Below are 19251 nucleotides of genomic sequence, written 5' to 3'. Positions count from 1 at the left end.
ATCACCTAGATTCCGTAGCGCCGGTTGAAGAACAGCATGACGTCGAGCGCCATCCGTGTGTTGCCGCCGAGCATGTCCACGAGGGCCGGCCGCTGACGGGCGGCGATGGCCGCGAAGGCGTCGGCGAAGAACTCCTTGCGGCCGAGCCCGCCGCCCTGGCGGTGGAACATCGAGGTCAGCAGTGGCAGTGCCCTGTCGTAGAGGTTGGTGAACTCTGGCGAATCCGACACCCACTCGCCGTACGCGGCGTCGATGTCGTCGATCGCGTGGCCGACTTCGTGCATCATCACGTCCGGGGTGGGCGAGGGGCGGTCGCCCACGACGATCTTCCCGTCGCCGTACGCGCCCGCGCAGATGTCCCAGGTCGCGCGGCCCGACGGCAGCGGGGCGCCGCGCAGGTAGCCCATGTCGTCGAGGTCCGGCACGCCGCCACCGCCGACGTAGATGCCCTCCAGGCCCTCCGCCAGCAGGTCCTTCAGCCGCTCGGGCAGCCTGGCCAGGCTCTCCACGGCGCGTACGACGTCCGCGGACGGCGGTCCCTGCCTGGCGTCCCACTGGCGGTGCAGGATCCGCTCCAACCTGCCGCAGTGGCGCAGGCCGTCGCCCATCGAGGGCGCGTCGGGCCGGTTGGGCTGGGCCCTGGGGGGCTGGTCGTCGAGCTCGAAGTCGTACCAGGTGTAGCGGGGGCGCTCCACCACGGCGGCGGGGAGGCGCTCGGGCTGTCCGCGCAGCGCGTAACCGTCCCAGGTGACCTCGCGGCTTGTGTCCTGCGCCCGGTAACCCTGCGGGCGACCGGACGTGGCCTCCCGGGGGCGGCCGAATCCGGCCTGGGCCCCGGCACCGGGCCACGTCACACCCTCGGGCCGTCCCCTGAGGCCGTCGCTGCCGGACCGTCCGGGCCGCTCGGTCTGTCTGAGCCCCGAAGCCCCCGGGCGGGCCTCAGGAGGCCGCTCACGGGCGTCGGACCAGAAGGAGCGCTCGGCGTCGGGAGGAGCCTCGTTGCGGCGCGAGAACAGGTAAGATCCACGCTGCCACCAGCGGCCACGCCGATGCCGCCCTTTGTCGTTGAGACTCTTGTCATGAGAAAAGGCCATCGCACCCCTCAATGCCGTGGAGTCCCCTGGACACCGCCGCATCGGCTACCACCGTACGACGCCGATCTTCCGCTAGTCATCCGAAATGGGACATCGGGCAGCACGATCACGTCGCGGATGGCTTACAGTTCGGGCATGGCAGGTGTTCTGATCGGCCTCGCTCTGTTGGGGTTCTGGCTCTTCTCGTTGTTCGACGTGGTCACCACACCCGAAGACGAAGTCAGGAACGTACCAAAGGCACTGTGGATCCTGATAGTGGTGTTGATCCCGCTCCTCGGCGGCCTCGTGTGGATGGCGCGCGGGCGACCGCGCGCCCCGCGGGCGACCTGGCCGGTGCCCCCGGGCCCGGGCATGCCGAAAGGACCGGACGACGACCCCGACTTCCTGCGCGACCTCGACCGCCGCATGCGCGGCGACGACCTCAACTGAGACCGGCCCCGCTCCCCGGCTCAGACGTCGGCGTAGCTGTGCAGCCCGCTGATGAAGACGTTGACGCCGATCAGGTTGAACAGCAGGCACCCGAACGCCAGCAGTTGCACGATCGTCGCCGCCCTGCCCCGCCATCCGGCCGTCACCCTCGCGTGCAGGTAGGCCGCGTAGGCCACCCAGGTGATGAACGACCAGATCTCCTTGGGGTCCCAGCCCCAGTAGCGCCCCCACGCCCGGTCCGCCCAGAGCGCCCCCGCGATGACGGCGAACGTCCACACCGGGAAGGCGAACACGATGGCCCGGTGGGCCACCCGCTCCAGATCGTCCCTGCTGGGCAGGCGCGACATGCCGTCGCCGCGCACCAGGTAGAGAATGCCCGCCACGCCGGCCAGCGTCAGCAGGCCGCTGGCGATGATGGCGGCGGTGACGTGGATCGCGATCCAGTACGAGTCGAGCGCGGGCACGACCGGCCCCGCCGAGGTGTAGAAGACCTTGACGGCGAGCCCGAGGCCGAGCGCCGCGGTCACCATGACGAACGGGCCGAGGAAGCGCACGCTGTGGCGGAGCTGGGTGAACAGGAACGCGGTCACGGCGGCGAAGGAGATGGCCACGACGAACTCGTACATGTTGCCCCACGGCCACCGCTCCACGGCCAGGCCGCGGGACACGATGGCGGCGAGGTTGGCCGCCCAGCCCAGCCAGGCGAGCCCCAGCGCCACCTTCCCGGCCATGGCCGTCCCGGTGCCGGGCTCGGACGGATCGACCGGCCCGCCGCCAGACGCCACGAGCGGGCCGGCGGCGGTGACCACGTCACCCGCCGATCCGGCGCCCGCGCCGACCGCGACCGGCTCCTTGACCGTGACCTGCTGGTCGGCGGACTCGGCGACACCGTCCGAGGGACGGCCGGCGATCCGGTCCGGGCGGGCGCGGCCGAAGGCCAGCTCGATCGCGAAGCCGACCATGGCGAACACGTAGAGCAGGACGGCGGCGACGACGAACAGGTCGCTCAGCCCGGCGAGTTGTTCAGCGGACATCCTTGTCTCCTGCTGATAGAACCTTGACGATCTCGGCGAACTCCTCGTGGAAGCCCGCCACGTTGCCCTCGGTGCGGGTCAGGCCCCCCACGTCGACCGTGCCGCCCTCCTTGACCCGAACGAAGACGCGGCGCCGGCGGATCAGGAGCGAGAGCATGATCGCGATGACGGCCGTGCCCGCGGCCACCAGGGCGGGCATGCGCCCCGGGTCGTAGGACGTCTGCAGCGTGATCCACTTCTTGACCCCGGTGAACTCCAGCTTGCCCAGCCCGTCGGGCAGGTCCACCGACTGCCCCACGGCCAGCGGCTTGGGCGTGTTGGAGCCCATGAACAGCCGCTTGAGCTTCCTGAGCACCTCCGGCTCGGCCAGCGTGTAGACCGACTGCGGCTTGCCCGAGTTGACGCCCAGGTCGCCGGAGAAGGCCCCGAGGATCTCCACCTGGGGGTTGACGTCGGCGGGGAAGGCGGAGGCGTAGGTGCCGTCGGTCAGCGGCACGCTGGTGGGCAGGAAGCGCAGCAGGAACCCGAGCTGTGACGGCTGCGCGTCGGGCACCTTGACCACGCAGCCCGAGGTCATCGTGGCCTTGTCCTCGATGAGGCAGGGCACGGGACCCTCGTAGGCCACCTGGCCCTTGCCGTCGGTGATCTTGAAGACGGGCGCGTAGCCGTTGCCGATCAGGTAGAGCTGCGTGCCGTCGACCTCCAGCGGCGAGTTGACCTTGAGGTCGTAGTCGCGGGCGGGCGAGCCGGGGTGGTCGTTGACCTTCAGCCGGGCCGTGTAGTCGAGCGCCTGTCCCCGCTTCTCGCCGGTGAGCTGGTAGGCCACCTTGAGGTCGGACAGCTGGAACGAGAACGGCTCCAGCGACTCGGCCGAGACCTGGTTGCCCGGGATGAACCGGTCATAGGCGGCCACCGTGTTGGCGAACCCGTCGCCCTCCACGACCAGCACGTTGCCGCGGTAGCCGTAGAGGGAGCCGAAGCCGACCGAGAACAGGATGCCGAGCAGCGCGATGTGGAAGAGCAGGTTGCCGGTCTCGCGCAGGTAGCCCTTCTCCGCCGAGACCCAGCCGTCGCCGGTCACCACGCGGAAGCGCCGCTTGCGCAGCCGCCACGCGGCCTCCGAGGCGGTCAGACCGCTCTCGAACGAGGCGAAGTGCGGCAGGCGTGACAGGTTCTTCGGCGCGGCGGGCGGCTTGCGGCGCAGCTCGCGCAGGTAGGTGGCGGTGCGCGGGATGATGCAGCCGATCAGCGAGGTGAACAGCAGCAGGTAGACGGCCGCGTACCAGGTCGAGCTGAACACCTCGAAGAGCTGGAACCTGTCGTACCACTCGGCGAGGGTCGGATTCTGCTGGTAGAGCAGCGCGACCTTGTCGGGGTCGACGCCGCGCTGCGGCACCAGCGAGCCCGGCACCGAGCCGAGCGCGAGCAGGAACAGCAGGATCAGCGCCGTCTTCATCGAGGTGAGCGTGCGCCAGGCCCAGCGCAGCCAGCCCGTCAGCCCGAGCTGGACGTGCTTGGGCGCCTGCTCCTTCTCCAACTCCTGGACGCTCATCAGATCACCGGTTGGAAGCCGCCGATAAGACCCTGCATGGCCGCGATCATCTGTCCCCACATCCCGGTCACGAGCAGCACGCCGACCGCCACCATCATGCCGCCGCCGATCCTGGTGATCAGGCGCGAGTGCCGGCGGATGGCCCGGAACGTCCGCAGCGCCCTGCTGTAGGCCAGCGCCGCGACCACGAACGGCAGCCCGAGGCCCAGCGCGTAGGCGACGGCCAGCAGGGCGCCGCGGCCGGCGCTGCCCTCGTTGAGCCCGAGCGTCAGCACGACGGCCAGCGTGGGCCCGATGCACGGCGTCCAGCCCAGCCCGAACACCACCCCGAGCAGCGGCGCCCCCGCCAGCCCCGCAGCCGGGAGCCGGTGGATGCGCACGTCGCGCATCAGCGCGGGCACGGCGCCCAGGAACACCAGCCCGAGCACGATGGTCAGCACGCCGAGCACCCGCGTGATGAGGTCGGCGTTGACCAGCATGACGGAGCCGAGGCCGCCGAACAGCGCCCCGCTCAGCACGAACACCACCCCGAACCCGGCCACGAACAGCGTCGCGCCGAGCACCAGCCGGCCGCGTTTGGGGTCGGCGCTCATGCCGGTCACGTAGGACAGGTAGCCGGGCACCAGCGGCAGCACGCACGGCGACAGGAACGACACCACCCCGGCCAGCACCGCGATCGGCACCGCGAGCAGCAGCGAGCCCGAGGCGACGACCTCACTCATCGCGCACCTTGGTCACCGCGTTCATCAGGTCGGTGTATTTGACCGCGCCGAGCGCCCTGGCCGCGATCCTGCCCTGCTTGTCGATGATCAGCGTGGACGGGATCGCCGCCGGCGGCACCGTGCCCTGGAAGGCCAGCGCCACCTTGCCCGGCTGGTCGAAGATGTGCGGGTAGCCGGTCTGCTCGTTGCGTTCGAAGGCCTGCGCGTCGGCCTGGCGGTCCTTGAAGTCGATGCCGAGGAACTCCACGCCGGAGTCCTTGGTCTTGGTCGCGACCTCCTTGAGCACCGGCGCCTCCGCCCTGCAGGGGCCGCACCAGGAGGCCCAGAAGTTGAGCACCACGACCTTGCCCTTGTGCGCGGCGAGCGAGGCGGTGGACCCGTCGAGCGTGGGCCCCTCGACGGCGGGCGCGGGCTTGCGCTCGGCCGCGTCGAACACCTGTATCTTTCCGTCGCCCGCGACGAAACGGGTGTCACCCACCTGCGGCTGGCCACTCTGGTTTCCCGCGCAGCCCGCGACCAGCACAGCCAGCAGAACGAGGGGGATGAACTTGGCGCGCACGGAGGAAGATCTCCTTGTACTACAACCGGTAGAGCTTGCAACTCTACCGTCGGGGCCAGGCGCCCCGGACACCGGGGAGCCGATCAGGCTCCGGGGATGGAGGGACCCGCGCGCAGCGACCCGGCGGGCTCGCTGTAGCCGATGCTGACCAGGCGATCGCCGTCGAACGTCAGTGTGGTGATGCTGGCCAGCGAGCACTGCCTGCGCCGTGGGTCGTGCCAGAGCCGACGCCCCTCGGCCGCGCACCTGATCGCCCAGATCGGGAGCTGGTGGCTGACCAGCACCGTCTCGTGCCCGCGCGCCGCCTGCCTGGCCTCGTCGATCACCGACCGCATGCGCCGGACGATGACCGGATAGGGCTCACCCCAGGAAGGGCGCAGCGGATTCCAGAAATAGCGGTAGTTGCGTGGGTTGCGCAGCAGGCCGTAGCCCTGCCCCACCGTGCTGCCCTCCAGCAGGTTGCCCGCCTCGATCAGGCGGGCGTCGCGGACGACCTCGATGCCGAGCTTGTCGGAGAGGGGCGCGGCGGTCTCCAGGGCGCGTTCGAGCGGTGAGCTGTAGAGCGCGACGATGTCACGGCCTCCGACCGCCTTGGCGACCGTCTCGGCCATGAGCTGACCTGTCTCGGACAGGTGGTATCCGGGCAGTCTGCCGTAAAGGATGCCGGCGGGATTGTGCACCTCACCGTGGCGCAGCAGGTGGACGACGGTGGTTTCAGCCATGGTGTGGCACAGCCTAGTCGCTCCGGCGGGCCGGGTCGCCGGGGCCCGCTGGGCGAGCGGGTGGATCATGACCGATGCGAGGTCCGGGCATGGCGGGCGTCGCGCCCGGCTAGCTGACCGCCCAGGCGTTCTCCTGCGTCCTGCTGACCTCCGCCAGCGCCTCGACCATGGCCCTGATCGCGGGTCTGCGGGCCGCGTCCGTCCGCCACAGGGCGTAGATGCGGCGGGTCTGGCGCGGCCTGATCGGGATGAGGCGCACGTTGTCCGGCACGCAGTCACGCCCGAGCCTGGGCACGATCGCGCAGCCGAGGCCGGCCGCCACCAGGGCGAGCTGGGTCGGGTATTCGTCGGCCATGCAGGCGACCACCGGCTCCAGCGAGGCGTTGCGCAGGGTGAAGACCAGCCAGTCGTGGCAGACCGTGCCGGGCGTGGAGCTGATCCACCGCTCGCCGTGCAGCTCGGCCAGCTCCAGCTCCCTCTTGCCGGCCAGCGGATGGTCCGCGGGGACGGCCACGTCGGCGATGTCGTCGAGCAGCGTGGCCTTGGACAGGCCCTCGGGCAGCGCCATGGGCCGGTTGAGCCAGTCCTGGATCACGCCCAGGTCCAGCTCGCCCCTGGCCACCTCGCGCACCACCCGCTCCGGCTCGCGCTCGTTGAGCTGCACCCACAGGTCGGGGTGGCGGGTCCTGAGCGAGACCAGCGCGCCGGGCATGAGGCCGCGGGCCGCGGTGGCGAAGGCCCCGACGTTGAGCCGGCCGACGACCTCGCCACGCAGCGCCTCGAAGTCCGCCTCCGCGGTCTCCACGAGGGCGAGGATGCGCTCGGCGTGCTCGGCCAGCAGCCCGGCGGCGTCGGTCAGCCGCACGCCGCGGCCGTTGCGCTCCATGAGCCTGGCCCCGGTCTCCCGCTCCAGCTTGGCGATCTGCTGCGACACAGCGGACGGGGTGACCATGAGCGCGTCCGCCGCCGCGCCGACCGAACCGTAGACGTGAACTGCGTGAAGAGCCTTGAGCCGGTTCAAGTCCAACATGTAAGGCACTCTAAACGGTTTAGCGTAGAAAGTCTCGCTTGTCGTTGAATGTGTAGCGGATGAAAATAGTTGCATGAGAATCCTCAAGACGAAGCAGCAGCAGTCCAGCACCACCTCCTACCTCAAGGCGCTCGCCGAGCAGGCCCGCGAGCAGCGCATTCGCTACCAGAAGCCCGCTCGCTGAGCGGGTGCGGCAGGGCCGCCCGAGCGGCGGCCACCGCCGAAGCCCTCTCCCTCGGCTACAGGACCGCGGCCGCCGCCTTGGCCGCGTCAGGAAGGGCGTCGGCGACGCGGCCGAGCGCCTCGTCGTCGTGCGCGGCCGACAGGAACCACGCCTCGAACGCCGACGGCGGCAGATAGACACCCCGGTCCAGCATCGCGTGGAAGAACGCGGTGAACGCCGCCGTGTTCTGCGTCTTGGCCGCGGCGAAGTCGGTCACCTCGGCGTCGGTGAAGAAGATCGAGAACAGGTTGCCCGCCCGCTGCAACCGGTGCGGCACACCCGCCGCCGTGAGCGCCTCGGTGGCCGCCCGGCCCACCGCCAGCGAGGCGGCGTCCACCTTCGCGTAGGCGCCGGCGTCCAGGGCGCGCAGCGTGGCCAGGCCGGCGGCGCACGCCAGCGGGTTGCCGGACAGCGTGCCCGCCTGGTAGACGGGCCCCTCGGGCGCCAGGTGGGCCATGACGTCCGCCCGGCCGCCGAACGCCGCCGCGGGCAACCCGCCGCCCATGACCTTGCCGAACGTCATGAGGTCCGCCTCCACCGGGTCCAGGCCGTACCAGCCGGAGGGGGAGACGCGGAAGCCCGTCAGCACCTCGTCCACGATGAGCAGCGCCCCGTGGGCCGTGCACAGCTCGCGCAGGCGCGCGTTGAAGCCCTCGCGCGGCGGGACGATGCCCATGTTCGCCGGGCACGCCTCGGTGATGACGCACGCGACGTCCCCCGCCGCGAAGGCCGCCTCGACGGCCTCGACGGAGTTGTACGGCAGCACGATCGTGTCCGCCGCCGACGCCCCCGTCACGCCCGGCGTGTCCGGCAGCCCGAACGTCGCCACCCCGGACCCGGCCGCGGCCAGCAGCGCGTCCACGTGCCCGTGGTAGCACCCGGCGAACTTGATCACCTTGGACCGTCCGGTGAAGCCGCGGGCCAGCCGTACGGCGGACATCGTCGCCTCGGTGCCGGAGCTGACCAGCCGCACCTTCTCCACCGGCGCCACCCTGGCCACGATCTCCTCGGCCAGCTCGACCTCGCCTGGGGTGGCGGTGCCGTAGGAGAACCCGTTCGCGGCCGCCTCGGAGACGGCCTCGACCACCGCGGGGTGGCGATGCCCGAGGATCATCGGGCCCCAGGAGCAGACCAGGTCCACGTAGCGGTTGCCGTCCGCGTCGGTGATGTAGGGGCCCTGGCCGGAGACCATGAAGCGCGGCGTGCCACCCACCGCGCCGAACGCGCGCACCGGCGAGTTGACCCCTCCCGGCACGATCCGGCGGGCGCGGGCGAACAGGTCTTCGGAGTTCTGTGTACGGCTCACGCGCACCAGGTTAGCCGCGCGCTCCGGCGCCCCGGTCGGCACCTCGGCGCCGGGGAACGCCCGCTCAGTCGGCGAGCCACTCCAGCAGGAGCAGCGGGTCGGGCAGCGGCCGGTCGGCCGGGGGCCGGAGCCAGGTGACCGGCTGGCCCGTGGGCAGGGTCGAGGGCGGCGCCAGGACGTAGCTGTCGCGGCAGTGCCAGCGCAGCCCCGGCGTGTCGTCGATCGTCGCCGGATCGCAGTCCAGGTGGCACGACCACCACTCGTCCTCGTCCTCCGGGTTGCCCCGGGTGGCCACATAGAACAGGACCCGGTCACCGTTGGCGGCGACCGGGCCTGGCTGGGCTCCGTCGGCGTCGATCCGGGTGAGGGCCGACAGGCCGGCGGCGAGGGGTACGTCGAAGACGTCGAACACGCGCCCCGTGGGCAGGATCACGTTGGCCTCGGGCTCGGCCTGCCACCAGCGCGTGAGCTGGGCGGGGTCCGTCGTGGCCTGCATGTGCCAGGCGGGGGACAGCGGATGGGCACCGGGGTCGGGACAGCCGAGGCGGTCACAGGAGCACGCGCGCCGCCCCTCACGCAGCGGATATGCCCCGGGCACGACGGGCCACCCCAGGGCGGCGTATTCGAGAACAGAGCCGATTCGCGTCGGCCGCGACCGCTTTCTGGTACGCCGAACCAGTGGTACCCCCACCATGGTGTCTCCCGTCGAACTCACAAGCGCAAGAAGGGGTCCCGGGCACACGCCTCGCAGGACACACCAGCACTTGTCATCGCACTCTAACGCACGCGTCTCAGGAGTTGACGGGAAACCCCTTGGTTAGAGGCGGCGTGCCACTTCCGTGGCCCAGTATGTGAGGATCAGGTCGGCCCCGGCGCGCTTGATGGCGACCAGCGACTCCAGGATCATCCGCTCACGGTCCACCCAGCCGTTGGCCGCGGCCGCCTCGACCATGGCGTATTCGCCGCTCACCTGGTAGGCCGCCACCGGCACGTCCACCTCGTCGCGGAAGCGCGTGATGACGTCCAGGTAGGCCAGCGCGGGCTTGACCATGACCACGTCGGCCCCCTCGGCCAGGTCCAGGCGGACCTCGCGCAGCGCCTCCTCCAGCGGCCCCGCGGGGTCCTGCTGGTGGGTGCTGCGGTCGCCGAACTGCGGCGCGCACTCGGCGGCGTCGCGGAACGGGCCGTAGAAGGCTGAGGCGTATTTCGCCGTGTAGGCCAGGATCGGGACGTGCGCGTAGCCGGCCCCGTCGAGGGCCGCCCTGATCACTCCCACCTGGCCGTCCATCATCCCGCTCGGCGCCACCATCTGCGACCCGGCGGCCGCCTGGGCCACCGCGATCGAGGCGTACCGCTCCAGCGTGAGGTCGTTGTCCACGTCGCCGGAGGGCGTCAGGATGCCGCAGTGCCCGTGGTCGGTGAACTCGTCCAGGCAGGTGTCGGCCATGACCACGGTAGCGTCGCCGACCTCGGCGGTCACGTCACGCAGCGCCTTCTGCAGGATCCCGTCGGGGTCGTCGGCGGCCGAGCCGCGCGCGTCCTTGACCGCGGGGATCCCGAACAGGATCAGCCCGCCCACGCCGGCCGCGGCCGCCTCGTGGGCGGCCTTGCGCAGCGAGTCGCGGGTGTGCTGCACGACACCCGGCATCGAGGCCACCGGCTGCGGCTCGGTGATGCCTTCCTTGACGAACATGGGCAGGATCAGGTCGGCCGGGTGCAGCCGGGTGCCCGCCACCATCCGGCGCAGCGCGGGGGTGCGGCGCAGCCTGCGGGGGCGGGCGACCGGATAGTGCGCGCTCATTTGCCTCTCCTTCTGGCGCCCCGGCGATTCTGTGAGGGCCGGCGCGGGGTGTCACCCGCGGCCAGGGCCGCCTGGCGCTGCTTGGCTCCATATTCGGCCACCGCGGAGGCCAGCGCGGACGCGGACGGCCTGTCGGCCATGACGTCGACCCGGAGCCCGAACTCCTCGGCCGTCTTGGCCGTCTGCGGCCCGATGACGGCGATCACGGTGACGTTGTGCGGCTTGCCCGCGATGCCCACCAGGTTGCGCACCGTGGAGGAGGAGGTGAAGAGCACGGCGTCGAAGCCGCCGCCCTTGATCGCCTCCCGGATGGGCGCGGGCGGCGGCGCCGCCCGCACGGTCCGGTACGCGGTGACGTCGTCGCACTCCCAGCCCAGCTCGGTGAGCCCGGCCACGAGCGTGTCGGTGGAGATGTCGGCCCGCGGCAGCAGCACCCGGTTGATCGGGTCGAGCATCGAGTCGTAGGGCGGCCACTCGGCCACCAGCCCCTCGGACGACTGCTCCCCCGAGGGCAGCAGGTCGGGCTTGACCCCGAACTCGACCAGGGCCCGCGCCGTCGCGTCGCCCACGGCGGCCACCTTGAGCCCGGCGAAGGCCCGCGCGTCCAGGCCGTATTCCTCGAACTTCTCGCGTACGGCCTTGACGGCGTTGGCGCTGGTGAAGGCCACCCACTCGTAGCGCCCGGTGACCAGGCCCTTGATCGCGCGGTCCATCTGCTGCGGCGTGCGGGGCGGCTCGACCGAGATGGTCGGCACCTCCTCCGGCACCGCGCCGTAGGCGACGAGCTGATCGGACAGGCTCCGCGACTGCTCCTTCGTACGGGGGACGAGCACCCGCCAGCCGAACAGCGGCTTGGTCTCGAACCACGACAGCTTGTCACGCAGCGTCACGGCCTCGCCGACCACGATCAGCGCCGGCTCGGTGAACCCGGCGTGCTTGAGGTCGACCTGGAGCCTGCCGAGCGAGGACACGACGGTGTACTGCTCGGTGGTGGTGCCGCCGCTGCTGACCGCGACGGGCGTGGTGTCGGGCTTGCCCCCGGCGATGAGCGCCTTGCCGATGGCCACGGCGTCGTCGATGCCGTGATAGATCACCAGCGTGCCCCGGCAGGCCGCGTGGACGGCCCAGTCCTGCTCCTGGGAGGCGTCGACGACCCGGAACTCCGGCACGGACGTGGCCGCGGGGATGCCCGCGTAGGTGAGCACGGCGGTCGCGGGCGGCACGCCGGGCACGATCTCGAAGTCCACCTCCGCCGCGGCGCAGGCCGCGACCTCCTCGATGATCGAGGAGAACAGCATCGGATCGCCCGCGCACAGGCGTACCACGAGCCCGCCGCCCTTGGCCCGCTTGACGAAGTCGCCTTCGACGATCTCGACGCCTTCGCGGCAATGGTGCAGCAGCGGGGCCTGCGCCTCCTCGTCGAGCACCACCGCGTCGGCCCTGCCGAGCAGCTCGGCCGCGCGGAGGGTGAGCAGGTTGGGATCGCCGGGACCCGCGCCGACGAACGCGACGAATCCGGAGGTTGGACTATCGGAGCTCAATGGGAATGCTCCCCCATCAATCTGTCGGCTCCTTCGGCGATCATCTCGGCCGCCAGGAGGCGGCCCAGGGTGACAGCCTCCGAAGGAGAGCCGGCGGCGGACTTGCGGACCGCCTCGCGGCCGTCGAGCGCGACGACCACTGCGGTCAGGTTCAGAGTGTGCCCGTCATCGGACGCGAAAGCACCCACCGGTGCCGAGCAACCGGCCTCGAGCGCGTTGAGCAGGGAGCGCTCGGCGGTCACGGCGGAGCGGGTGGGGGCGTCGTCGAGCACGCCGAGGAAGGCGATCAGGTCGGGGCGGTCGGCGCGGCACTCCACGGCCAGCGCGCCTTGGCCGGGAGCGGGCAGCAGCTCCTCGACCTCGAAGATCTGCGCGATGTCGGCGTCCCGGCCGATCCGGTGCAGCCCGGCGGAGGCCAGTACGACCGCGTCGAGCTCGCCCGAGGCGACCTTGCCGATGCGCGTGTCGGCGTTGCCGCGGATCGGGACGTATTCGAGGTCCGGGCGCAGCGCGCTGAGCATGGCGATCCGGCGCGGAGAGCCGGTGCCGACCCTGGCGCCGGGGGCGAGGTCGGCGAACTTGTGCGGGCCGACCAGCGCGTCGCGGTGGTCGTGCCGGGCCGGGATCGCGGCCAGGGTGAAGCGGGGGTCCTGCTTGGTCGGCAGGTCCTTCAGCGAGTGCACGGCGAAGTCGATCTCGTCTTCGAGCAGCTTGTCGCGCAACGCGCTGACGAAGACGCCGGTGCCGCCGAGCTGCGCCAGGTGGGCCTTGGTCACGTCGCCGAACGTCGTGACGCCCACCAGCTCGATCGCGCGCCCGGTGCGCTCGGTGTAGGCGTCGGCGACCATCTGGGACTGCGTGGTCGCCATCAGGCTCCGGCGGGTTCCCAGCCTCACAGCTCGACCTCCCTCACGGCCTCGGGCAGCTTCGGATCCAGATTGAACAGCTCGCGCAGCGCCTCGGCATAATGATCGCCTCCTGGGCAGGCGGCCAGCCGCTTGACACGCACGGTGGGCTCGTGCAGCAGCTTGTCGACGACGCGCTGGACGGTCATGGCCACCTCGTCCCTCGCCCGCTCGTCGAGGTCGGGAACACGCATCAGGAGGCGGCCGAGCTCGGACTCGACCACGCCCGCCGCCTTACTGCGCAGCGCCACCACCGTCGGGGTCACCCTGGCCGCGCGCTCGGCGTCGAGGTAGGCCCGCAGCTCCTCGGCGACCAGCGCGCGCACGGAATCGACCGCGTCTCCTTCCCGCGAGCCGATGCCCGACTGCTGGATGGTCTCCAGGTCGACCAGCATGACGCCCGGCACAGAGCGTACCTCGGGGTCGATGTCATGTGACAACGCCAGGTCCAGCAGGAACGCGCCCCGGGTGAGCATGTCGGCCGTGATGAGATGGCGGCCCGCGCCCGTGCAGGTGATGACGATGTCGGCGGAGCCGAGCTCCCGGGCCACGGAGGCGAACTCCACCGCCCGGCCGCCCACGGACTCGGCCAGCCGGACGCCCCGCTCGTACGTACGGTTGGCCACGACGATGTCGGTGACCCCGGCACGCGCCAGCGTGACGGCGGCCAGCGAGCTCATGGAGCCCGCGCCGACCACCAGGGCGCGCCGCCCGGCCAGGTCGCCCGCCAGAGCCAGGCCGGCGGAGACGAGGGAGGCGCCGGCCTGGTCGATGCCGGTGTCGTGGTGGGCCCGCTTGCCCACCCGCAGTGCCTGCTGGACCAGCTCGTTGAGGGTGGCGCCGACGGTGCCCTGCCGCTGCCCCAGCTTGAGCGCCTGGCGGACCTGGCCGAGGATCTGGCCCTCGCCGACGACCATGGAGTCGAGGCCGCAGACCACCGAGAACAGGTGTTCGACGGCGCGTTCCTCGAAGTGCACGTAGAGATGCGGCGTCAGCTCCTCGACCGGGACGCCCGTGTGCAGGCCCAGCAGCCGGCCGACGGAGGTGACGGCGGGGTGGAAACGGTCGACCGCGACGTAGAGCTCGACCCGGTTGCAGGTCGAGACCACCATCGTCTCCGCGACGTTGACGTCCTGCTGGACGTCGTGGAGGAACTTGACGAGGGCGTCACCCGTCAGGGACACACGCTCGAGAAGTGCCACCGGCGCGGTCCGATGACTCAGTCCGATAGCCAGAACACTCATTGACCGTCCACCGCCATGAGTGGCCCCCCCGCTTTGCGCTGCTCGTGGAACGCGAGAATCTGCAGTTCTATTGACAAGTCAACCTTACGGACATCGACGCCTTCCGGCACAGACAGCACAACGGGGGCGAAGTTCAGGATGCTGGTCACACCCACGCCAATCACGCGATCACACACTTCCTGCGCCGCCGCCGCGGGTGTCGCCAGAACCACGATCGAGACTCCACGCCGCTTGATCACGGCTTCCAGTTCGTCGATGTGCTCAACATTCAACCCCGCGATGGTGTCGCCCACGATTTCGGGGTCGGCGTCGACGAGCGCCGCCACCCGGAAGCCCCTGGAGACGAACCCTCCGTAGTTGGCCAGCGCCCGGCCGAGGTTACCGACCCCCACGATCGCGACAGCCCAGTCCTGGGTCAGGCCGAGCTCACGGGAGATCTGGTACACGAGGTATTCCACGTCATAGCCTACGCCGCGGGTGCCGTAGGAGCCGAGGTGTGACAGGTCTTTGCGCAATTTAGCGGAATTGACCCCGGCGGCGGCGGCCAGATCCTCGGAGCTGACGGTGGCGATGCCCCGCTCGGCCATCCCGTGCAGCGCCCGCAGGTACAACGGCAGCCGTGCGACCGTCGCCTCGGGAATGCCGCGGTCACGGGGTTGGGACGGGCTCTTCACGTGCCGGAGCTCCAGGGGACGGGCGGCTTGGGGACCGCGTGAACGGAATCGAACCGTCTTTCAGGTTAATCCCTTTGTGAACCGATGCACAAAGTCACGGCGGTCCGGAGCGGCGCCGCCGGCATGCCGGCGACCCGCGCGACTCGCATAACGTGGCCCCATGCACCACATCACGTTGCTCGGCAAGCCCGGCTGCCACCTGTGTGAGGACGCCCGCGAGGTCATCGCCAGGGTTGCGGGCGACCTCGGCGTCCCCTGGGAGGAGGTCAGCATCGAGACCTCGGCCGAGTTGCGGGAGAAGTACTGGGAGATGATCCCGGTCACGCTGATCGACGGCGTGCAGCACGACTTCTGGCGGGTCGACGAGGGCCGGCTGCGGGCCGCGCTGAGCGACTGATCAGCGCCGGCCTCACCGCGGGGGCGATCAGAACATCGCCGTCGGCAGCGGCACCACCTTCGCGGCGTTGACGTTGAGCTCGATGACGTTGGTGGCCAGCACCATGGCCTGCCGCTCGTTGACGAACCTCTCGACGTGCGGCTGGCGCTGGTGGTCGCGGTAGGCCACCTCGTCCCGGTAGAGCTCGTAGACGATGCGCTGCAGGGGGGCCGACTTCACCGCGTGGCAGGCGTACACGAGCGTGTCGGGCTCGCCGCGGCGTACGGCCTCGACCGTCGCCTCGGCCAGCCGGTCGAACGCGTCGCCCGCCCCGTCCATGATCGTGAACACGGTCAGCAGGCCGTAGATCGTCGGCAGCGGCCTGCTGGAGGCGGGCTGCTGCTGCGGCGCCGGCTGCGGGACCGGCTGCGGGACCGGCTGCGGTGCCGGCTTCGGTGCCGGTGAGAACACGTCGGCGCCGGGGTAGACCACGCCGGTCGCCGGCATGCCGTAGTCGGGGCGCTGGCCCGGGCCGCCGCTCATGATGTAGCCGGTCGCGGGGCCCCCTTCGGGCGGGGCCGCCATGCGCGCGGCGTAGTCGACCTCCTGGTCGCCCGCGCGGTATTCGGCCACGAGGTCGCCCAGCCCCGACGCCCTGCGCGGCGGCGGCGAGGGAGGCAGGTCGGGGGCCGGCATGGGCTCGGGCACGCCGCGCCGGCCCACCCGCTCGTCGCGGTACATCGGCCGCTCGCCGGGTGGCATCTGCGCCATGCTGGGCTCCTCGCGATACTGAAGGGCCTCCTCGCGGCGCTGAGAGCGATCGTCGCGGCGCGGGACGCGCTCCTCGCGGTCCGGAGCGAAGTCGTCCTCGTCGTCGTCCTCGTACGGCGCCAGCGGCCGCAGCACGGTGTACCAGACCGCGGCGGCGGCCACCAGAAGCAGCGCCGTGGTGAACAGCGGCGGCACCGCGAACCGCATCGCGCCCACGAGCGCCATCCCCGACGGGACGATGACCAGGGACGCGTGCAGGTTGTCGGTGTCGTATTCGTCGCCGTTGCGCCACTTGAGCCCGGCGACGACCAGCATGGCCAGCATGAGCAGCACGGCGATGACGTGCACGCCGATCAGCAGGTAGCCGGGGATCAGCCCCCAGAAATCCGCGGCGGCGGGCAGCGTCCTGCTCATGTCGTCGCTCTTGAGCGGGTCGAAGACCATGATCGCGGCGGCGACGACGGTCAGCGCGGTGCCGAACAGCCACGCCAGGAACCTCGGCGGCACCTTCTCCGCCAGCAGCTGCACCAGCCCGACGCCCAGCCAGAGCGGCGCGAGCAGCGATCCGGTCACCTGGTAGATCCGGAACGTGAAGCCGCCGAACCCCAGGACGCCCCCGATGCCGATCACGCCCAGCGACAGGCAGAGGGACACGACTGCAACGGTCCAGGCGATCAACCACCCCTCGGGATCGTCGCGCAGTCGTTGAATCAGGGCACCGGCCGCGACCGCCGCGAGAAGCGCACCGGCGAACGCTATGACAGCAACGAGGATCTCCATGGTGACTCCAATGCTGCCGGACGTTGCCTCCCCGCCGGTAGCCGAAGCGGGAACCGGTCGGTCCGGGGCAGGTCACATCCGGCGGCTCACCGCAGGCAGCGGGGCATGAACCTGCGGGTAGCGGGGTGTGCGCCTCCACGGTATCTGGCGATTACGCCAAGTCATGCAAGCATGCCGTGGATTGTGGATTTTCCGGTTGATTTCTAGAGTGTTCGAGCACGCCGCACCCCTTACCCCTAGGGATACCGGATGCCTGACTCGTCACCGTTCGCCGGGCTGTTAGCGCCAGCGGTCGCTGGACCTGCCCGGACGGGCGAGCTCGCCGTGCGCGACGAAGTGCCCGACGACCTCCGTACGCTGGTGATGCATGCCAAGAGCGGCTGCTCGGAGTCCTTTGGCACGCTCTACGACCGCTACGTGGATCTCGTCTACCGATACATCTACTTCAGGGTCGGCTCACACCCGTTGGCCGAGGACCTGACCAGCGAGACCTTCCTGCGCGCGCTGCGCAGGATCGCCGACTTCACCTGGCAGGGCCGCGACTTCGGCGCCTGGCTCGTGACCATCGCGCGAAACCTGGTGACCGACCACTTCAAGTCCGGCCGCTACCGGCTGGAGATACCCACCGGTGAAGTCATCGACGTCCCGCTCGACGGCTCGCACATCCCGGAGAACGCCGTGGTCACGGCCATCATCAACGACCGCATACTGCGGGCCGTCCGAGATCTCAATCCTGAACAGCAGGAATGTGTGGTCCTGCGCTTCCTGCACGGCCTCTCGCTCGCGGAAACCGCGCTGATCATGGGGAAGAAGAGTGGAGCGATCAAAGCGCTGCAGTTCAGGGCCGTCCGCTCGCTGGCCAGGGCACTTAAGAACGACCTGGCGTAACCTCCCCCATCCGCCTCTCGTTAGGCAGGTGTCACGTCGGGACCGTCTAGGAGCAGTCCATGAGTAGGGCGAGCAGGCGACGGGAGCGCGTGCTCGAACACCTCGTGGAGCTGGGACGGCTCCCGCTCGGCGCCGACCCGGAGCCCGCCTTCCGGGCCCGGTTGCGCGCGCAGCTCCTGTCCGGGGAGCTCACCGACGAGCCGGTCCACCACGTCAGGCACCGTCCCCGCCACCGCCGGCCCGTACGCCGCCGGCCGGTCCTGTCGCAGCTCGCCACGCTGGGGCTGGCGGCGGCCATGATGGTCTCGGCCTTCGCCACCTACCAGGCGGTGCCGGGAGACTCGCTCTACCCGCTCAAGCGCGCGGCGGAGAGCACCCTCGTCCACCTGAGCACCGACGACGCCGAACGCGGCCAGCGCGAGCTGGACTCGGCCAAGACCCGCGCCAAGGAGGTGGCCAGCCTGCTGGGTTCGTCCGTCGACGGGCCGCTGGTCAGCAGGACGCTCAAGGACATGGAGGAGTCCACGCGGGCGGGGATCAGCCGACTGGAACGGGTCGAGCCGCGCTCGCCGAAGATCAAGTCCTTCGCAAGGGACCAGAAAGAGGTCGTGGGGCCCATGTTGACGCAGCTCAACGAGGCCGAGGCGGTCCAGGCAGAAGGCTATCTTGACTATATCGAGGGTCTGGTCGTCCCGAACTAGGTCAGTAAGCTGAGCCCATGTGGCGGCTAATCCGACGACGACAAGAACCGGAGCCCCGGGCCGCCGGGGAGGCCGCGGCCCAGGCGGCGGTCACCGTCGCCCCGGCCCAGCCGGACCTCCAGGCCGCGGCCTTCTTCGACGTGGACAACACGATGATGCGCGGCGCCTCGATCTACCACTTCGCCAGGGGGCTGGCCACGCGTGGCCTGTTCACGTCGTCCGACCTGCTGAAGTTCGCCGTGGGGCAGGCGGTGTTCCGGCTGCGTGGCAACGAGAACCCCGAGCACATCGCGGTGGCCAGGGAGACGGCGCTGGCGTTCGTCGCGGGCGCCAAGGTCGATGACGTGGTGCGCCTCGGCGAGGAGATCTACGACGAGGTCATGGCCGACCGCATCTGGGGCGGCACCAGGGCGCTCGCGCAGGACCACCTCGACGCGGGCCAGCGGGTCTGGCTGGTCACCGCCACGCCGGTCGAGCTGGCCAGGGTCATCGCGCAGCGGCTCGGCCTGACCGGCGCGCTCGGCACGGTCGCCGAGAGCAGCGACGGCGTCTACACCGGGCGGCTGGTCGGCGACCTGCTGCACGGCCCCGCCAAGGCCGAGGCGGTGCGGGCGCTGGCCCGCCGTGAGGGACTCGACCTGACCAGGTGCACGGCCTACAGCGACTCGGCCAACGACCTGCCGATGCTGTCGCTGGTCGGCCATGCCGTGGCCATCAACCCGGACGCCGAGCTGCGCGAGCACGCCAGAAAGCACGCCTGGCCGATCAAGGACTTCCGCACCGGACGCAAGGCCACCCTGGCGGCCCTGCCCATCGCGGCGGGCGTGGGAGCCGTGGCGGGCGGCGTGGCCGCGGGCATCGCCCTGCGCAAGCTCTACCGCACGCAGCGGTAGAGCCCG

Annotated in this window: 20 protein-coding genes; 5 read left to right on the top strand and 15 right to left on the bottom strand. The window is 70.9% G+C overall.

What is annotated here, in order from left to right; all coding sequences use genetic code 11:
• Nucleotides 1-5: 5 nt before the first annotated feature.
• Nucleotides 6-854, bottom strand: a complete 849-nt coding sequence (locus BLS95_RS42320) for a hypothetical protein (RefSeq protein WP_245765630.1) — start codon at nucleotides 852-854, stop codon at nucleotides 6-8.
• Between the two features lie 375 nt (nucleotides 855-1229).
• Between BLS95_RS42320 and BLS95_RS42315 the strand changes: the two genes are divergently transcribed.
• Nucleotides 1230-1523, top strand: a complete 294-nt coding sequence (locus BLS95_RS42315) for a PLD nuclease N-terminal domain-containing protein (RefSeq protein WP_090945259.1) — start codon at nucleotides 1230-1232, stop codon at nucleotides 1521-1523.
• A 20-nt stretch (nucleotides 1524-1543) separates the two neighbouring features.
• Here BLS95_RS42315 and ccsB read toward each other — a convergent pair whose 3' ends face one another.
• From ccsB to BLS95_RS42250, 13 genes are all read right to left on the bottom strand, one after another.
• Nucleotides 1544-2557: a c-type cytochrome biogenesis protein CcsB gene (gene ccsB, locus BLS95_RS42310; RefSeq protein WP_090945234.1), complete on the bottom strand. Its 1014-nt coding sequence runs from the start codon at nucleotides 2555-2557 to the stop codon at nucleotides 1544-1546.
• Complete coding sequence (resB, locus tag BLS95_RS42305; RefSeq protein WP_090945233.1) at nucleotides 2547-4109, bottom strand: cytochrome c biogenesis protein ResB; 1563 nt, start codon at nucleotides 4107-4109, stop codon at nucleotides 2547-2549. Before resB ends, ccsB begins: the two co-directional genes overlap by 11 nt.
• Nucleotides 4109-4831 (bottom strand): cytochrome c biogenesis CcdA family protein, encoded by a 723-nt coding sequence (locus BLS95_RS42300; protein WP_090945232.1) that lies wholly within the window; start codon nucleotides 4829-4831, stop codon nucleotides 4109-4111. Before BLS95_RS42300 ends, resB begins: the two co-directional genes overlap by 1 nt.
• Complete coding sequence (locus BLS95_RS42295) at nucleotides 4824-5390, bottom strand: TlpA family protein disulfide reductase (protein WP_245765629.1); 567 nt, start codon at nucleotides 5388-5390, stop codon at nucleotides 4824-4826. Before BLS95_RS42295 ends, BLS95_RS42300 begins: the two co-directional genes overlap by 8 nt.
• A gap of 83 nt (nucleotides 5391-5473) precedes the next feature.
• Nucleotides 5474-6112, bottom strand: coding sequence for a histidine phosphatase family protein (locus BLS95_RS42290; protein WP_090945231.1), 639 nt, complete (start codon nucleotides 6110-6112; stop codon nucleotides 5474-5476).
• Between the two features lie 109 nt (nucleotides 6113-6221).
• Complete coding sequence (locus BLS95_RS42285) at nucleotides 6222-7142, bottom strand: LysR family transcriptional regulator (protein WP_090945230.1); 921 nt, start codon at nucleotides 7140-7142, stop codon at nucleotides 6222-6224.
• Nucleotides 7143-7381: 239 nt separating this feature from the next.
• Nucleotides 7382-8671: a glutamate-1-semialdehyde 2,1-aminomutase gene (gene hemL, locus BLS95_RS42280; protein ID WP_090945257.1), complete on the bottom strand. Its 1290-nt coding sequence runs from the start codon at nucleotides 8669-8671 to the stop codon at nucleotides 7382-7384.
• A gap of 64 nt (nucleotides 8672-8735) precedes the next feature.
• Nucleotides 8736-9365: a bifunctional DNA primase/polymerase gene (locus tag BLS95_RS42275; protein ID WP_090945229.1), complete on the bottom strand. Its 630-nt coding sequence runs from the start codon at nucleotides 9363-9365 to the stop codon at nucleotides 8736-8738.
• A gap of 123 nt (nucleotides 9366-9488) precedes the next feature.
• Entirely contained in the window at nucleotides 9489-10472 is a 984-nt protein-coding gene (gene hemB, locus BLS95_RS42270; RefSeq protein WP_090945228.1) for a porphobilinogen synthase, read from the bottom strand.
• Nucleotides 10469-12013 carry a bifunctional uroporphyrinogen-III C-methyltransferase/uroporphyrinogen-III synthase gene (locus tag BLS95_RS42265; protein ID WP_090945227.1) on the bottom strand — a complete coding sequence of 515 codons (1545 nt, stop codon included), beginning with the start codon at nucleotides 12011-12013 and terminating at the stop codon, nucleotides 10469-10471. Before BLS95_RS42265 ends, hemB begins: the two co-directional genes overlap by 4 nt.
• Complete coding sequence (gene hemC, locus BLS95_RS42260; protein WP_218136253.1) at nucleotides 12010-12882, bottom strand: hydroxymethylbilane synthase; 873 nt, start codon at nucleotides 12880-12882, stop codon at nucleotides 12010-12012. The genes BLS95_RS42265 and hemC overlap by 4 nt, the downstream gene beginning before the upstream one ends.
• Nucleotides 12883-12905: 23 nt before the next feature.
• Entirely contained in the window at nucleotides 12906-14162 is a 1257-nt protein-coding gene (locus BLS95_RS42255) for a glutamyl-tRNA reductase (RefSeq protein ID WP_090945225.1), read from the bottom strand.
• Nucleotides 14159-14836 carry a redox-sensing transcriptional repressor Rex gene (locus BLS95_RS42250; RefSeq protein ID WP_090945224.1) on the bottom strand — a complete coding sequence of 226 codons (678 nt, stop codon included), beginning with the start codon at nucleotides 14834-14836 and terminating at the stop codon, nucleotides 14159-14161. Before BLS95_RS42250 ends, BLS95_RS42255 begins: the two co-directional genes overlap by 4 nt.
• A 160-nt stretch (nucleotides 14837-14996) precedes the next feature.
• Between BLS95_RS42250 and BLS95_RS42245 the strand changes: the two genes are divergently transcribed.
• The gene (locus tag BLS95_RS42245; RefSeq protein ID WP_090945223.1) at nucleotides 14997-15233 is read left to right on the top strand and encodes a glutaredoxin family protein; all 237 of its coding nucleotides are present in this window, start codon (nucleotides 14997-14999) and stop codon (nucleotides 15231-15233) included.
• 27 nt (nucleotides 15234-15260) lie between these two features.
• Here the strand turns inward: BLS95_RS42245 and BLS95_RS42240 are convergent, their stop codons facing one another.
• Nucleotides 15261-16763, bottom strand: coding sequence for a putative quinol monooxygenase (locus BLS95_RS42240; protein WP_143044099.1), 1503 nt, complete (start codon nucleotides 16761-16763; stop codon nucleotides 15261-15263).
• A gap of 249 nt (nucleotides 16764-17012) precedes the next feature.
• Between BLS95_RS42240 and BLS95_RS42235 the strand changes: the two genes are divergently transcribed.
• The 3 genes from BLS95_RS42235 to BLS95_RS42225 are packed head-to-tail and all read left to right on the top strand — an operon-like array spanning nucleotide 17013 to nucleotide 19245.
• Complete coding sequence (locus BLS95_RS42235; protein WP_090945221.1) at nucleotides 17013-17651, top strand: sigma-70 family RNA polymerase sigma factor; 639 nt, start codon at nucleotides 17013-17015, stop codon at nucleotides 17649-17651.
• Between the two features lie 59 nt (nucleotides 17652-17710).
• Entirely contained in the window at nucleotides 17711-18352 is a 642-nt protein-coding gene (locus BLS95_RS42230; RefSeq protein ID WP_143044098.1) for a DUF5667 domain-containing protein, read from the top strand.
• Nucleotides 18353-18369: 17 nt separating this feature from the next.
• Nucleotides 18370-19245: an HAD family hydrolase gene (locus BLS95_RS42225; RefSeq protein WP_090945219.1), complete on the top strand. Its 876-nt coding sequence runs from the start codon at nucleotides 18370-18372 to the stop codon at nucleotides 19243-19245.
• Nucleotides 19246-19251 lie beyond the last annotated feature (6 nt).

This window comes from Nonomuraea jiangxiensis, from assembly GCF_900099965.1.
GTDB classification, from domain to species: Bacteria; Actinomycetota; Actinomycetes; order Streptosporangiales; family Streptosporangiaceae; genus Nonomuraea; species Nonomuraea jiangxiensis.
This window is presented reverse-complemented; position numbering and strand designations above follow the sequence as displayed.

What these genes read in the sequence shown, in the direction of transcription:
- BLS95_RS42230 (WP_143044098.1), top strand. Translation starts at nt 17,711, where the DNA reads ATGAGTAGGGCGAGCAGGCGACGGGAGCGCGTGCTCGAACACCTCGTG.
- BLS95_RS42240 (WP_143044099.1), bottom strand. Translation starts at nt 16,763, where the DNA reads ATGGAGATCCTCGTTGCTGTCATAGCGTTCGCCGGTGCGCTTCTCGCG.
- BLS95_RS42225 (WP_090945219.1), top strand. Translation starts at nt 18,370, where the DNA reads ATGTGGCGGCTAATCCGACGACGACAAGAACCGGAGCCCCGGGCCGCC.
- BLS95_RS42315 (WP_090945259.1), top strand. Translation starts at nt 1,230, where the DNA reads ATGGCAGGTGTTCTGATCGGCCTCGCTCTGTTGGGGTTCTGGCTCTTC.
- BLS95_RS42300 (WP_090945232.1), bottom strand. Translation starts at nt 4,831, where the DNA reads ATGAGTGAGGTCGTCGCCTCGGGCTCGCTGCTGCTCGCGGTGCCGATC.
- BLS95_RS42235 (WP_090945221.1), top strand. Translation starts at nt 17,013, where the DNA reads ATGCCTGACTCGTCACCGTTCGCCGGGCTGTTAGCGCCAGCGGTCGCT.
- BLS95_RS42275 (WP_090945229.1), bottom strand. Translation starts at nt 9,365, where the DNA reads ATGGTGGGGGTACCACTGGTTCGGCGTACCAGAAAGCGGTCGCGGCCG.
- BLS95_RS42290 (WP_090945231.1), bottom strand. Translation starts at nt 6,112, where the DNA reads ATGGCTGAAACCACCGTCGTCCACCTGCTGCGCCACGGTGAGGTGCAC.
- BLS95_RS42245 (WP_090945223.1), top strand. Translation starts at nt 14,997, where the DNA reads ATGCACCACATCACGTTGCTCGGCAAGCCCGGCTGCCACCTGTGTGAG.
- ccsB (WP_090945234.1), bottom strand. Translation starts at nt 2,557, where the DNA reads ATGTCCGCTGAACAACTCGCCGGGCTGAGCGACCTGTTCGTCGTCGCC.
- resB (WP_090945233.1), bottom strand. Translation starts at nt 4,109, where the DNA reads ATGAGCGTCCAGGAGTTGGAGAAGGAGCAGGCGCCCAAGCACGTCCAG.
- BLS95_RS42285 (WP_090945230.1), bottom strand. Translation starts at nt 7,142, where the DNA reads ATGTTGGACTTGAACCGGCTCAAGGCTCTTCACGCAGTTCACGTCTAC.
- BLS95_RS42255 (WP_090945225.1), bottom strand. Translation starts at nt 14,162, where the DNA reads ATGAGTGTTCTGGCTATCGGACTGAGTCATCGGACCGCGCCGGTGGCA.
- hemC (WP_218136253.1), bottom strand. Translation starts at nt 12,882, where the DNA reads ATGGCGACCACGCAGTCCCAGATGGTCGCCGACGCCTACACCGAGCGC.
- hemB (WP_090945228.1), bottom strand. Translation starts at nt 10,472, where the DNA reads ATGAGCGCGCACTATCCGGTCGCCCGCCCCCGCAGGCTGCGCCGCACC.